The sequence below is a fragment of the Kitasatospora sp. NPDC058032 genome, from assembly GCF_042885845.1.
Classification (GTDB): Bacteria; Actinomycetota; Actinomycetes; order Streptomycetales; family Streptomycetaceae; genus Kitasatospora.
This window is the reverse complement of the sequence record NZ_JBHVRK010000009.1, coordinates 246,596-259,797: the sequence shown is the minus strand read 5'-3', so window position 1 is coordinate 259,797 and position 13,202 is coordinate 246,596. Positions and strand designations below refer to the sequence as shown.

11 protein-coding genes are annotated in these 13,202 nt (G+C 74.2%); 5 read left to right on the top strand and 6 right to left on the bottom strand.

Features of this window, described 5'->3' with window-relative positions; all coding sequences use genetic code 11:
- Nucleotides 1-79: 79 nt before the first annotated feature.
- The 3 genes from ACFVUH_RS17695 to ACFVUH_RS17685 are packed head-to-tail and all read right to left on the bottom strand — an operon-like array spanning nucleotide 80 to nucleotide 2,615.
- Nucleotides 80-964: a glycosyltransferase family 2 protein gene (locus tag ACFVUH_RS17695; protein WP_387914165.1), complete on the bottom strand. Its 885-nt coding sequence runs from the start codon at nucleotides 962-964 to the stop codon at nucleotides 80-82.
- A complete protein-coding gene (locus tag ACFVUH_RS17690) occupies nucleotides 961-1,683 on the bottom strand; it encodes an HAD family hydrolase (RefSeq protein WP_387914164.1) in 723 nt (240 codons plus the stop codon). The genes ACFVUH_RS17695 and ACFVUH_RS17690 overlap by 4 nt, the downstream gene beginning before the upstream one ends.
- Nucleotides 1,684-1,700: 17 nt before the next feature.
- A complete protein-coding gene (locus ACFVUH_RS17685) occupies nucleotides 1,701-2,615 on the bottom strand; it encodes a PfkB family carbohydrate kinase (protein WP_387914162.1) in 915 nt (304 codons plus the stop codon).
- Nucleotides 2,616-2,833: 218 nt separating this feature from the next.
- Between ACFVUH_RS17685 and ACFVUH_RS17680 the strand changes: the two genes are divergently transcribed.
- The 3 genes from ACFVUH_RS17680 to ACFVUH_RS17670 are packed head-to-tail and all read left to right on the top strand — an operon-like array spanning nucleotide 2,834 to nucleotide 6,986.
- Complete coding sequence (locus tag ACFVUH_RS17680; RefSeq protein WP_387914161.1) at nucleotides 2,834-4,819, top strand: aminotransferase class III-fold pyridoxal phosphate-dependent enzyme; 1,986 nt, start codon at nucleotides 2,834-2,836, stop codon at nucleotides 4,817-4,819.
- Nucleotides 4,816-5,724 (top strand): inositol monophosphatase family protein, encoded by a 909-nt coding sequence (locus tag ACFVUH_RS17675; protein ID WP_387914160.1) that lies wholly within the window; start codon nucleotides 4,816-4,818, stop codon nucleotides 5,722-5,724. Before ACFVUH_RS17680 ends, ACFVUH_RS17675 begins: the two co-directional genes overlap by 4 nt.
- Nucleotides 5,725-5,747: 23 nt before the next feature.
- The gene (locus ACFVUH_RS17670) at nucleotides 5,748-6,986 is read left to right on the top strand and encodes a hypothetical protein (RefSeq protein ID WP_387914158.1); all 1,239 of its coding nucleotides are present in this window, start codon (nucleotides 5,748-5,750) and stop codon (nucleotides 6,984-6,986) included.
- A 76-nt stretch (nucleotides 6,987-7,062) separates the two neighbouring features.
- Here ACFVUH_RS17670 and ACFVUH_RS17665 read toward each other — a convergent pair whose 3' ends face one another.
- Both ACFVUH_RS17665 and ACFVUH_RS17660 read right to left on the bottom strand, forming a co-directional pair.
- Nucleotides 7,063-7,536: a carboxymuconolactone decarboxylase family protein gene (locus ACFVUH_RS17665; protein WP_387914192.1), complete on the bottom strand. Its 474-nt coding sequence runs from the start codon at nucleotides 7,534-7,536 to the stop codon at nucleotides 7,063-7,065.
- A gap of 103 nt (nucleotides 7,537-7,639) precedes the next feature.
- A complete protein-coding gene (locus ACFVUH_RS17660) occupies nucleotides 7,640-8,131 on the bottom strand; it encodes a DUF1269 domain-containing protein (protein ID WP_387914156.1) in 492 nt (163 codons plus the stop codon).
- Nucleotides 8,132-8,397: 266 nt separating this feature from the next.
- Here ACFVUH_RS17660 and ACFVUH_RS17655 point away from each other — a divergent pair, with 266 nt between their 5' ends.
- Nucleotides 8,398-11,127 (top strand): cation-translocating P-type ATPase, encoded by a 2,730-nt coding sequence (locus ACFVUH_RS17655; protein ID WP_387914154.1) that lies wholly within the window; start codon nucleotides 8,398-8,400, stop codon nucleotides 11,125-11,127.
- 22 nt (nucleotides 11,128-11,149) lie between these two features.
- Here ACFVUH_RS17655 and ACFVUH_RS17650 read toward each other — a convergent pair whose 3' ends face one another.
- Entirely contained in the window at nucleotides 11,150-12,145 is a 996-nt protein-coding gene (locus tag ACFVUH_RS17650; RefSeq protein WP_355359705.1) for a LacI family DNA-binding transcriptional regulator, read from the bottom strand.
- A gap of 131 nt (nucleotides 12,146-12,276) precedes the next feature.
- Between ACFVUH_RS17650 and ACFVUH_RS17645 the strand changes: the two genes are divergently transcribed.
- The gene (locus ACFVUH_RS17645) at nucleotides 12,277-13,197 is read left to right on the top strand and encodes a ribokinase (protein ID WP_387914152.1); all 921 of its coding nucleotides are present in this window, start codon (nucleotides 12,277-12,279) and stop codon (nucleotides 13,195-13,197) included.
- Nucleotides 13,198-13,202: the final 5 nt, after the last annotated feature.

Below are 13,202 nucleotides of genomic sequence, written 5' to 3'. Positions count from 1 at the left end.
TCCACACGCTGCCGTCGTACGGTGCCGTCCCGGCCGGAAGGCCGGCGGACCGGCACCCGTTCACCCGACCGGGGGCGGGTCACAGGTAGCACCGCCGGTGCCTGGCGCTGCCGACGGCGCGGCCCGCGCGCAGGGCGAGCTGGGCCAGCAGGGCGGCGCGCCGGTCGGCGGGGCCGAGCAGGTCGACGGAGCGGCGCAGCAGGGCCCACCAGGCGCCGGCCGCGTCGCCCGGCCGCGAGCAGGGCATGCCGTGGGCGGCGAAGTCGCGGTAGAGCTTGGGGTGCGAGCGCCCGTAGCCGTAGGACTGGCGGACGATGGACCGGGTGTCGCCGCGGTGCCGGTAGTGCACGACGGCGTGCGGGGCGAAGGCCAGCCGGTACCCGGCCAGTTGGGCGCGCCAGAAGAACTCGGTGTCGTCGCCGCCGCCCTGGTAGCTCTCGTCGAAGCCGCCCAGCCGGCTCCACAGCTCCTTGTGGAACCCGCAGTTGGCGCCCGCCGGGTAGGGCAGGAAGCCGAAGGTGTCGAGCAGCGCGGGGGACTTCTTCGGGGGCCGCGCGGCGAGGGCCACCGGCCCGTTGAGCAGCCGGCGTTCCAGCGCGCCGCCGACGGCCGGGCTGGAACGCAGGGCGTCGACCAGGCCCGCCACCCATCCGGGGGCCGCCACGTCGTCCGCGTCGCAGAGCAGCACGAACTCGCCGTCGGCCCGCCGGCAGCCGAGGTTGCGGGCGCGGTTGACGCCGGGCTCCTCGGTGACGGCCACCCGCAGCCGCGGCATCCGCCGCTGCCAGCGCCGCAGCAGCGCGCGGGTGCCGTCGCCGGATCCGTTCTCGACGACGACCACCTCCCACGGGTCCGGGTAGGTCTGCGCGCACAGCGCCTCGAGCTGCGCGGCCAGCGTCGTCTCGGCGTTGCGCGCGGGCATGACGACCGAGACCAGGCCGACCGGGCGGGGGCCGCCGTTCATCGCGGGCTCCGCACGGCCGGCCCCGGCGCCCGGACGGCCCGGACCACCGCGGCGGTGTCGCGCAGGTCCGCCAGCACGACGTCCGCCCCCGCCTCCCGCAGCACCTCGGCGCTGCTCGCGCCGGAGGCGACGGCGATCACCCGTGCCCCGCCGCTGCGCCCCGTGTGCACGTCCCGAGGGGTGTCGCCGATCAGGACGGTGGCATGGGCGGCGAAGTCGGTTCCGTGGACGGCCGCCGCGCGCCGCCGGGCGACCGGGAGCAGCGCGGCCCGCTCGCGGGCGTCGTCGCCGTACGCGCCGACGGCGGGATCCACGAACCCCGCCAGTCCGAACAGCCCCAGTTTGAGCGCGGCGTTGTCCCGCAGGTTCCCGGTCAGCACGGACTGGGCCACCTCGGGCCGGGCGCCCAGGGCCCGCAGGGCCTCGGCGGCGCCGGGCAGGGCCCGTCCGACGGTCCGCAGCTCGGCGGCCCGCCGGCGCAGCTGGGCGGAGAGCTCGGCGCCGACCCGTTCCGGTGCGGGCGCGTCGACGCCGTGCCGGGCGAACAGCTCGTCCATGATGTCGAGTTCGGTCCGCCCGGCGATGTCGACGCGGTGCCGGGCCGGCCGGCCGGTGAGCCGTTCGAAGGCGAGCGGGTAGATCGACGCGACGACGTGGGCGCCGTCGATCAGCGTGCCGTCGATGTCCCACAGCAGCAGGATCCGCTTGCCCGTGGGCACCTCCCGCGCGCCCGTCCTCATACTCCGACCGCCCGTCGCCGAGGGGCGGGCCGGGCCGCGAACGGGCCGCGCTGCGTGGTGCAGGCCGCGCCGTGCCGGGCGGCGAGGTCGAGGGCGTCGGCCGGGGTCGCGCCGGTGGCGAGCGCGTAGGTGAGGACGGCCGCGAAGTTGTCCCCGACCCCGTAGGTGTCCACCAGGGGGCCCGGTGCGCGGGCGGGCCGGTAGCGCCGGGGCGGCTGGTCGTTGCGGGTGAAGACGCCGCCGCGCCGGCCCTCCGTGCTGACCACCAGGCCCGGCAGGCTGCGCAGCAGCGCCGGGTCGCAGCGCTCGGCCGGGTCGGCGCCGCTGCCGATCAGCGCGTCGACCCTGACACCGGACTCGCGTACGGTGCCGAACTCCCGCGCGGTCACCACGAGGACCGAGGCCCGGCGTGCCCGGCGCAGCAGGGCGGCGTCCCCGGCGGTGAAGAACACCGCGTCGTAGTGGGCCAGTTGCCCCCAGTCGACAGGATCGGCCGCGGCCGGCTGCAGGCGTTCGCCGAGGGTGACGGTGGTGCGTTCCCCGGAGCGGTCGACCATGCTCACCGCCGTCCGGGTGGGTCCTGGCCTGGCGGCGGCCAGGACCCGTACGCCGCGCCGTTCGAGTTCGGCGCGCGACCGCCGCCCGGCGTGGTCGTCGCCGAGGGCGGTGAAGAAGGTGCAGGTGCCGGCCAGTTCGGCGAGCCGGACGGCTGCCACCGCGCCACCGCCGGCCGGGCCCTGCCAGAGCCGGTGGGCGTGGGTCACCTCGCCGGCGGCGGGGACCTCGTCGAGACCGGCGATCGTGGTCCATTCGACGTGCCCCACCACGGCGACCCGTGGCCCGCTGCCCGGGGGAGCCGCCGTTCCGGTCGGGGGAGCCGCCGTACCGGCGGAGTGGGTGTCCTCGTCCATCGTTCCTCGACTCTCGCGACGGCCCGTCGCCGGCGCCACTCCCAGCCGAACACCATCCGCCCGCCGCCGCACCGTTTTGTCCGCCGATCGTGGGTGCGTTGACGAACCATGAATGGCGGGAGCGGAGCGGCTCGGCGATGATGGACGCTCGGTGCCTCGGCTCCGTGCACCGACCCCTGGCCGCGCGGCCGTCCGCCGCCCGACGGAGGTGTCCGTGGATGAAGGACGTGGATGCGTTTCTCTTCGATTTCGACGGGACGCTGTGGGATCCGGAGTCCGAGATATTCCGCGCGCACGCGGAGGTTTTCCTGGAGTTCGGCCACCGGCTCCCGGTCGAGGTGTGGTCGTCGCTCGTCGGCACCATCGGGTCCGAGCTGTGGACGCGGCTCGAACGGGCCACCGGATGCACGGCCGACCGCCGTGAGCTGCAGGAACGCGTCCACCGGCGGCAGCGCGAACTGCTCGGCGGGCTCTGCGGCAGGCCCGGCGTGCACCGGATCCTCGGGGCGGTCGACGCCCTGGGGATCTCCCGGGGGATCGTCAGCAACTCCACCCGGGAATGGGTCGCCAGATATGCGCGGCAGTGCGGAATGGCCGAGGGTTGGAGCACCGTGCAGTGCGCCGACGGGGACCGCGCCGGCGCGAAACCCGAGCCGGATCTCTATGTCGCGGCGCTGGCCGCGCTCGGAATTCCCGCCGAGCGGGCGGTGGCGTTCGAGGATTCCCCCAGCGGAGTGCGCGCCGCGAAAAGGGCCGGAATCCGGTGCGTCGCGATACCGAACGCGATGACCGCCGCGCTCGATCTCCACGAGGCGGATCTGCGGTTCGAATCGTTCGAGCAGGTCGATCTGCCAGGAATTGTCGGAGCTACCGGAGGAAGACCGATGCGACAGACGAGGACCGCGGCACGCACCGCCGCACCGAAGGCTCCGTCCGGCGGGGAGGCCGGATCGGCGCTGCGGCACTACTACTACCGGCCCGACGACCTCCGGGTGGTCGGCGGCGAGGGCGTGTACCTCCGGGCCGACGACGGCCGGCGCTATCTCGACTGCTCCTCGGGGACGTTCAACCTGAGCCTGGGCTACGCCCACCCCGAGATCGTGGAGGTGGTCCGCGAACAGGCCGGCCGGCTGATCCACGTCACCTCCAAGTTCCAGACCGAGCCGCTGAACGCCCTGGTGGCGAAGCTGGCCGAGGTATCGCCGCCGAACCTCACCCGGGTGCACCTGAAGTCGGCGAGCGGCTCCGACGCCAACGAGAGCGCCGTCAAGATCGCCCAGGTGCACACCGGCAAGTCCGACGTGGTCACGCTCTTCCGCGGTCACCTCGGCCAGACCCTCGGCATGATCGGTGCCTCCGGCGCCGCCTTCCGGCGCGCCCCCTTCCCCTCCCACCTGCCCGGCGTGGTGCACGTCCCCGACCCGCACTGCCTGCGCTGCTTCTACCGGCAGGAGCGGGCCACCTGCGGCCTGCTGTGCGTCGAGCGGATCAACGACTTCATCGACTACGCGAGCACCGGCCGGGTGGCCTGCGTGGTGCTGGAGCCGATCAGCGGCAACGGCGGCAACGTCGTCCCGCCGGACGGCTATCTGCAGGCACTCAAGGACCTCTGCGAGGAGCGCGGCATCCTGCTGGTCTTCGACGAGATCCAGACCGGGTTCGGCCGCACCGGGCGGATGTTCGCCGCCGACCACTTCGGGGTCGCCCCGCATCTGATGACCTTCGGCAAGGGCCTCGGCGGCGCGGGGATGCCCATCGCCGGCCTCCTGACCGAGGAGCGGCTGACCGGGGTGGAGGGACACCACATCAACTCGACCTTCGGCGGCAACGTGCTGGCCGCCGCGGCCGCCCTGAAGACCGTCGAGATCATCGGCCGCCCCGGCTTCCTGGAGAACGTGCGCGACGTCGGCGGCCACGTCCTGGAGCGGCTGCGCGACCTCGCCACCAGGGTGCCGTTCGTCCGGGAGGTCCGCGGCGTCGGGCTGATGATCGGCATCGACATCGTGGACCGCGACGGCCGCCCCGACCCCGGGCTCACCAACCACCTCGCCGAACGCGGCCTGGACCACGGACTGCTGCTGCGGACCTCGCTCTACGGGCACGGCAACGTGCTCAAGGTCCGCCCGGCACTGATCATGACCCGTCAGGAGGCGGACGAGATGTGCGATCTGCTGGAACGGCTCTTCCTGTCGGTCGTCTCATGAGGGGCCTCGTCCAGGAGCTGTCCGGGCGGATCCGGACGGCCGTGCGCGACGGGCTGCACGAGGTCGGCAGCCGCTACGTGGCGGGCACGGCGAAGGGCGGGGACGCCGAGTTCCCGGTCGACGTGCTCGCGGAACGGGCCGCCTGGGACTTCCTGCGCGAGCGCGGCGAGCCCGTGGCCGTCTACACCGAGAGCGAGGGGCTGCGCACCATCGGCCGGGCACCCGGGCACGTGCTGGTCATCGACCCCATCGACGGCACCCGCGGCGCCGCCGCCGACCTGGAGATGGCCTGCGTCTCCATCGCCGCGGCCCCCTTCACCGAGGCGCCCACCATCGGCGACATCCGGTACGCGATGCTCCAGGAGATCAAGACCGGCCACTGGCTGTACGCCGACGCCGACGGCACCGGCGTCGAGTCCGGCGGCTTCCCCGCGCCGGTGCCCCGGCTGTCCGCCGTCACCGAGCCCGAGCGGATGTTCTGGTCGCTGGAGTTCAACGGCCACCCGGCGGCGCTGATGACCGACGCCTACGGCCACCTGATCGACGCCTCGGCCAACACCGGCGGCGTGTACGTGTTCAACAGCGCCTCCTTCTCCATCTCCCGCATCATCACCGGTCAGATGGACGCCTACGTCGACATCGGCAACCGGCTGCTGCGCGACCGCCCCGCCACCGAGGCGGACTTCCGCCGGGTCGGCCACGGGAGCATCCTGCACCTGTTCCCGTACGACATCGCCGCCTCGGTGTACCTGGCGGAACGCGCCGGGGTCACCATCACCGACGCCTACGGCAAACCGCTGCGGGACACCCTGCTGCTGGACATCGGCCCGCTGAACCAGCGTTCCTGCATCGCCGCCTGCACCCCCCAGCTGCACGCGGCGCTGATCGACTCGATCCGCTGGTAGCGGACACCGAGGAGGCGGCCGCGATGACCGACCACCGGCACGTCACCCGCCCCCGCCCGCCCGGCGGATGGACCGACGAGGCGGCCCTGGCCGCCGTCGCCGACACCCTCGGCCTCACGGTCGGGCAGGAGATCCTGGACGGCGGCTCACCGGCCCGGGTCCACCGGGCCACCACCTCCGGCGGGGAGGAACTGGTGGTCAAGGTCCTGGTGCCCGCACCCGGCGCCGTGGACGGCCACGACCTGGTCTCCTTCCGCCAGAAGCTGCGCCAGATCGAACTGCTGCGCACCGTGGCCCCGCGGCTGGCCGCGCACTACCTGCCGGTCCCGCACGTCCTCGACGGCGACGGCTGGGCGGCCTGCACCACGCCGTTCTACGCCTCCGCGGACCTGGCGGCCCCCCTGCGGGAGTCGCCGCAGGGCACCCGGGAGTTCTTCCGCCGCTACCCGGCGCTGCTCCAGGCCCTGGTCCTGGACGGCTACGCCGCGCGCACCCACCCCGCCCCGGCCACCCACCTCGCCGACGTCGTCGTGGGCCGGTTCCTGCGGCGGCTGCCGCTCCTGGCCCGCGCCCTGCCGGGGGAGCTGACGGCCGCCGAGCGGATCACCGTCAACGGCGTGCCGTGCCGGGCCCCGCACCTGGTGCTGGAACGGCTGGGCGGCCGGCTGGCGCGGCTGGCCCCCGCCCGTCTGATGGCCCCCGCCCACGGCGACGCCAACACCCGCAACGTCCTGCTGTCCACCCGCGCCGGCGCGGCGGCCGAGGACTTCCGCCTCATCGACCCGCGCGGCTCCGTCGAGCCCTGGGACCCGGTCTACGACCTGGCGAAGACACTCTTCAGCCTCACCGTCTGGGATCCCGCGCTGCGCACCGGCTTCTCGGTGCGCCGCGGGCCGGACCACCGCTACCAGGTGGGCTTCCGGCAGCCGGTGTACCCGGGCTACCGCGCGGCGATCCACGACTTCCTGCCCCGGCTGGCCGCCCACGAGGGCCTGCGCGCGCTGTTCCGCGACGACCCCGGCTGGTGGGAGCGGCTGCTGCTGACCCACGACCTGCACGTCCTGGCGGAGGCGCCGTGCCGCCTCTCCGACCGCAAGCCCAAGCCCGACCTGCGGGGCGGGAACTCCACCCCCGCCGAACTCGCGCTCGGCCACTACCTCCTGGGCACCCTGCTGATCAACGACCTCGCCGCCCGGCTCGCCCGCCCCGGCGGCGTGGACCCCACCGGCCACCTCGCCCTGGTGACCGACCACCTGCCCTGACGCGCGCGCCGGCCGGCCGCGGCCCCGCGGGAAGCGCGGGCACCGCGGCCGGCCGGTCCGCCCGGTCGGAGCCGGCTCAGCCGAACTGGCCGGGCCGGTAGTCCCCGGCGGGCTGCCGGTTGATCACGTTGATCCGGTTGTAGGCGTTGATCACGGCGATCAGCGAGATCAGCGCGGCCAGCTGGTCCTGGTCGTAGTGCTCGGCGGCCTTCGCCCAGACCTCGTCGGTGACGCCGCCGGCGGCGTCCGCGATCCGGGTGCCCTCCTCCGTCAGCTCCAGCGCGGCGCGCTCGGCCTCGGTGAAGACGGTGGCCTCCCGCCAGGTCGCCACCAGGTTCAGCCGCAGCTGGCTCTCGCCCGCGTGCGCGGCGTCCTTGGTGTGCATGTCGGTGCAGAAGCCGCAGCCGTTGATCTGGCTCGCGCGGATCTTCACCAGCTCCTGCGTCGCGTGCGGCAGCCCGGAGTCGGACAGCGCCCGGCCGGCCGAGTTGATGTGCCGCAGGACCTTGGCCCCGACGGCGTTGCCGAAGTAGTCGAGACGGGCATCCATGGTGTGCTCCTCGTCGTGGAACGGGTTCACCTGTCCGACGGGACGGCCCCGCGAAGTGTGACAGGTCCCGGCCTGTGTCCCGCGTCACATCCGGGGGCGGGGGTCACCCGCCCTCGGTGAACGCCTCGCGCAGCCGGGCCTCCTCGTCCGCCGACAGGTCGGTCTCGATGAGCTCGGCGTGCAGCCCTTCGAACGCGGCCCTGACCGGGTCGAGCGCGGCGTCCGAGCTGAGGACGAACAGCGCGGAGCTGCCGGGCGTCACCTTGCTCCGCACCTGCCGGATGAAGCCCTCGTCGATGCCGACATGGGCGAGGTGGCCGCCCAGGGCGCCGCCGGCCGCGCCCATCGCGGCGCCGAGCACCGGGACAAAGAAGATCATTCCGAGCAGGAAGCCCCAGAAGGCCCCGCCCAGGGCGCCCATGCCGGTCATGTCGCCCAGGTGGCGGGTCCTGGGCTTGCGGGCGTCCCCCGGCCAGCTGACCACGGCTCCGTCCTGGAGCGTGATCAGCTCCTGGCGCTGCAGCCGCTTGAGCGTGTCGAGCGCTTCGTCGGCTCCCGCCGCGGTGGGAAAGCGCCATACCGTCAGGGTCGCCATCAGGGCCTCCGGCCGAAGGGGGGACGTGGGACAGCCCCATCGTCGGCCCGGACCCCGGGCGCCGCCACACACGGGCACCGGACGAGCGACCGGTGCCACCGGAAGGACGCCGCCGGATTGCCGGGGGCACCCGGTGGCCGCAGCGTGGCAGGAAGCCCTCCCGCGGGCCGGGCGGCGCGGCGGCCCGCGGGAGGAGCGCCGGACGGAGGAGTGCCGGACCCGTGCGGGGGCGCCGGCGGACCGACCGCGGACCTTGAGGAGCAGCGATGGCGGAGCAGGCCGGTCCCTCGGGGCGCGAAGCGCCCGGCCCGTGGTACGCGCGGTCCCCGCAGGAGGTCGCCGACCGGCTCGGGGTCGACCCGGCGGTGGGGCTCACGGCCGCCCGGGCGGCCGAACTGCTCGCCGCCAACGGGCCGAACGCGCTCCCCGAGGAGAAGCCGAGGCCCGGCTGGCTGCGCTTCCTGGACCAGTACCGCAGCTACATGCAGATCATCCTGGTGGCGTCGGCGGTGGTCTCGCTGGCGATCGGGGAGTGGACCACCGCCGTCCTGCTCCTGGTGCTGACGCTGTTCAACGCGGTGGTGGGCCTGCGCCAGGAGGGCAAGGCGGAGAGCGCGATGAACGCGCTGAAGTCGATGATGGAGGCGACCGCCCGGGTCCGGCGCGACGGTACCGAGACCGAGATCCCGGCGGAGCGGCTGGTCGTCGGTGACGTCGTGCTCGTCTCGGCCGGCGACGAGGTCCCGGCGGACGGGCGGATCGTCGCCGCGAGCGCCCTGCAGATCGACGAGTCGGCGCTGACCGGCGAGAGCGTCCCGGCGGTGAAGGACGCGGGCACGCTCACCGCCGGGCGGCTGGGGCCCGGCGACCAGACCAACATGGCGTTCATGAACACCCCGGTCACGCACGGCAGCGGACTGCTCGTCGTCACCGCGACGGGATCCGGCACCGAGCTGGGGAAGATCTCCGGGATGCTCTCGGCCACCGAGAAGGAGCAGTCGCCGCTCACCCGGGAGCTCAACACCCTGACGCTGTGGATCGCGGCGGCGGCCGGCCTGACCATGGTCGTGATGTTCGCCCTCGGCCGCAGCCGCGACCAGCCCTGGGACGCCCTGTTCGTCAGCGCGGTCTCGCTGGCCGTCGCCGCCATCCCGGAGGCGTTGCCGACGGTCAGCCAGGTGATCCTCTCGGTCGGCAGCCTCAACCTGGCCGGGCGCCACGCGATCGTCAAGGAGCTGCCGTCCGTCGAGACCCTGGGCTTCACCTCGGCCATCAACTCCGACAAGACCGGCACCCTGACGATGAACCAGATGACCGTCGTCGAGGTCCTCAGCCCCACCGACCGCTACACCGTCTCCGGCACCGGCTACCGCCTCGACGGCAAGGTCCACCACGCGGTGGGCACCTCGGCGGGCATCGAGGACGCCGTCCTGCCCTACCTGATCGCCAACGACGCCAAGCTGGTGGAGGGCCAGGTCGTCGGAGACCCGACCGAGGGGGCCCTGCTCGTCCTCGGCCACAAGGCCGGGCTGGACATCGAGGCCACCCGGGAGCGCTTCCCCCGGCTCGCCACGCTGCCGTTCGACCCGGGCTACAAGCTGATGGCCACCTTCAACGCGGCGAAGGACGCGGCCGGCCGGCCGGTGGTGCGGTGCTTCGTGAAGGGCGCGGCCCCGGCCGTGACGGCCCGCGCCACCACCGCGCTCGCGGCCGGGGCGGGCGTCCCCTGGGACGGGGACCTGGAGGCCCGCGCCCGGGCGCAGACCGAGCGGATGGGCGGTGAGGGCCTGCGGGTGATGGCCGGGGCCGTGCGCGACCTGGACCCGGCCGGTTTCGACCCGGACGGCGACCTGCTGGCGCTCGTCACCGACCTGCGGATGACCAGCCTGGTCGGCATGGTCGACCCGCCGCGCGAGGAGTCCAGGGCCGCGGTCGCCAGCGCGCAGGCCGCGCACATCCGGGTCCGCATGGTGACGGGCGACGACGTCACCACCGGCGCGGCCATCGCCCGCCAACTCGGCATCGACGGCGAGGCGATGCTCGGCGCGGACTTCGCGGCCCTGCCCGAGGGCGAACGGCTGGCGCGGATCGACGCCATCGGCGTGGTCGGCCGGGTCGCGCCGGAGCACAAGGTCCTGCTCGCCGACACGCTCAAGCGCAAGGGCGACGTCGTCGCGATGACCGGCGACGGGGTGAACGACGCCCCGGCCATCAAGGCCGCCGACATCGGCATCGCCATGGGCAGCGGCACCGACGTCGCGAAGAACGCGAGCCGCATGGTGCTCGCCGACGACAACTTCGCCACCATCGTGCACGCCGTGGCGGAGGGCCGGAAGCTCTACGACAACCTCACCAAGTACATCCGCTTCGTGCTGGTGCTCCTGGTGACCTTCGTGCTGACCTTCCTCGGCGCCACGGTGTTCAACCTCGCGGCGGGGGAGCCGTTCACCCCGGCGCAGGTGCTGTGGATCCACTTCGTGGTCAACGCCCCGTTCGGCTTCGCCCTGGGCTTCGACCGGGAGAGCCCCGGCCTGATGCGGCGCGTCCCGCGTCCGCGCGGCGAGTCGGTGCTGACCGGGCCCGTCGTGCTCACCGTGGGGCTCGCCGGGCTGGCGATCTCGATCGCCCTGCTCGGGCTGATCAAGCTGGGCGAGTCGCACTACGACAGCCTGCCGGTCGGCAACTCGATCGCGTTCACCGCCTTCGCGCTCTGCCTGATCGTGGCCGCCTACGAGTGCCGCAGTGAGCGCGGATCGGTGCTGGCCGTCAGTACCTTCGACAGCCGGCAGATGAACATCGCGGCCCTGGCGGAGTTCGTCCTGGCCGTGCTGGTCACCCAGATGGACGCGTTCCACCGCATCCTCGGGACCACCGACCTCGACGCCCGGCAGTTCGGCTGGGCGCTGCTGGCCGCCGTCGCGCTGCTCCTGCTGTGGGAGCTGGGCAAGCTGCCGGCCCGTGCGGCCCGTGCCCGTCCGGCGAGCCCTGCCGCGTGACGCGGGGTCAGCGCGGCGGGGGTCAGGAGGCGGTGACGTCCGTCGAGGCGCGGACGACGAGCTGGGGCTGGAAGCGCTCCACCCGCTCGGTCCGTTCACGGCTGGGCGCCTGAAGCAGCGTCAGCGCGCGCTCGGCCATGGCGGACAGCGGGTGGCGGATGGACGTGATGGGCGGGTCGAAGAGTTCGAGTATCTCGGTGTCGTCGAAGCCGGTGACGGCGATCTTCCCGGGCACCGCGACCGAGCAGCGGTGCAGCGTGCTCACCAGACCGACGGCGAGCACGTCCGCGCCGCAGACCACCGCGTCGATCCGGTCGCGCTGCTCGACGATCCGCCGCCCCGCCGTCCGCCCGGCGTCGGTGGTGAAGTTGGGCAGCAGGACGGTGGTGGCGCCGTCGCCCTGCAGCTCGGTGAAGGCCGCGAGCCGCTCGGCGCCGGAGGAGGAGGCCTGCCCCGCGGCGACCAGCGCGATCCGGTGACGGCCCGTCCGTTCCAGGTGGTCGACGAGCAGTCGGACGGCGGCCGCGTTGTCGAGGGTGACGGCGACGGTGCCGGAGCCGGTGGCCCACCGGTCGAACAGCACCACCGGGCGGCGGGCGGCGGCCTTGCGGATCGCGGGTCCGGACTCGGTGGCCGACACCGGGACGACGAACAGGCCGTCGACCCGGCCGGCGAGCAGGGTGTCGATCTGCTCGGCCTCGATCGCGGGGTCGTTCGCCGCGTCGGAGACCATCAGCGTGCCGCCGGCGGCCCGGACGTGCTGGGCGATGGCGTCGGCGAGCTGGACGAAGTATGGGTTGGCGAGCGTGGGGACGACGACGCCGACGGTGCCGGTGGTACCGGTGCGCAGGGCCCGCGCGGAGTGGTTGGCCTGGTAGCCGAGCCGGTGGGCGGCCTCCTCGACGCGGCGGGCGAGCTCGGGGTCGACGTTGCGCGGCGTGCCGGCGAGGACCCGTGATGCCGTCGCGCGGGAGACGCCGGCGGCCTCGGCCACGTCGAGGAGTCGGGGCGCAGTCACGTGGAGTGTCCTTCGGGGTGGGGGGACGGTGGGGGCCACGACATCGGGGCGGTCTTTTCACGAGGAGGCTACTTGACGGCCGGGGGGTGCTGGTACAGCATGTCGGAAATCGATCTCCCAAAGGAGCGCCAATGCCGTCCATCACCGTCGTCGGTTCGGTGAACCGCGACCTCGTGCTGAGCGTCGAGGGCCTGCCGCACCCCGGCGAGACCGTGCTCGCACGGCACTTCGCCGAGGGCGCCGGCGGCAAGGGCGCCAACCAGGCGGTCGCCGCCGCCCGGCTCGGATCGCGGGTGCGGCTGGTGGCCCGGGTCGGTGCCGACGCGGCCGCCATCCTGGCGGCGCTCGCCGCCGAGGGCATCGACGTCACCGCGGTGCGCTCCGACGAGAAGCACCCGACCGGGCTCGCCGCGGTGGTCGTCGACGGCGCGGGCGAGAACACCATCGTCGTGAACCCCGGCGCCAACGCCGCGCTCGGCGTCGAGGACCTGCCCGCGCGGCTGGTCCGCTCGTCGGGCGAGGTCGTCCTGGTGCAGAACGAGATCGTCCCCGAGGTGGTCGACCTGGCGGTCCTGCGCGCCCGTGAGCAGGGCGGGACCGTCGTGTTCAACCCCGCGCCGGCCCGCCCGGTCGACCCCGGGGTGCTCGCGGCGGTCGACGTCCTGGTGCCCAACCTCGGCGAACTCGCCTCCCTGCTCGGGACCGCCCGGCCCGCCGGCCTGTCCGAGGCGCGGGAACTGCTGGAGCACGCCGCGCTCCCGTCCCGGGCCGTCGTGGTGACGCTCGGGGCGGACGGCGCCCTGCTCAGGGAGGCCCGCGGCGCCGGCGTCACCCACGTGCCCGCGCCGCGTGTGCACGCGGTCGACACGGTGGGCGCCGGCGACACCTTCTGCGGCGCCCTCGCCGACTCCCTCGGCCGCGGCGCCACCCTGCCGACCGCCGTCCGGCGCGCCGTGCGCGCCGCCTCGCACGCCGTCACCGGCCTCGGGGCGCAGTCCTCCATGCCCTACGCGGCCCAGCTCGACGCCCCCGCCCTCCCTTCCGCATCCTGACAACT

Coding starts and splice junctions, on each gene's coding strand:
- ACFVUH_RS17695 (WP_387914165.1), bottom strand. CDS start 964: ATGAACGGCGGCCCCCGCCCGGTCGGCCTGGTCTCGGTCGTCATGCCC.
- ACFVUH_RS17685 (WP_387914162.1), bottom strand. CDS start 2,615: ATGGACGAGGACACCCACTCCGCCGGTACGGCGGCTCCCCCGACCGGA.
- ACFVUH_RS17680 (WP_387914161.1), top strand. CDS start 2,834: ATGAAGGACGTGGATGCGTTTCTCTTCGATTTCGACGGGACGCTGTGG.
- ACFVUH_RS17675 (WP_387914160.1), top strand. CDS start 4,816: ATGAGGGGCCTCGTCCAGGAGCTGTCCGGGCGGATCCGGACGGCCGTG.
- ACFVUH_RS17670 (WP_387914158.1), top strand. CDS start 5,748: ATGACCGACCACCGGCACGTCACCCGCCCCCGCCCGCCCGGCGGATGG.
- ACFVUH_RS17665 (WP_387914192.1), bottom strand. CDS start 7,536: ATGGATGCCCGTCTCGACTACTTCGGCAACGCCGTCGGGGCCAAGGTC.
- ACFVUH_RS17660 (WP_387914156.1), bottom strand. CDS start 8,131: ATGGCGACCCTGACGGTATGGCGCTTTCCCACCGCGGCGGGAGCCGAC.
- ACFVUH_RS17655 (WP_387914154.1), top strand. CDS start 8,398: ATGGCGGAGCAGGCCGGTCCCTCGGGGCGCGAAGCGCCCGGCCCGTGG.
- ACFVUH_RS17645 (WP_387914152.1), top strand. CDS start 12,277: ATGCCGTCCATCACCGTCGTCGGTTCGGTGAACCGCGACCTCGTGCTG.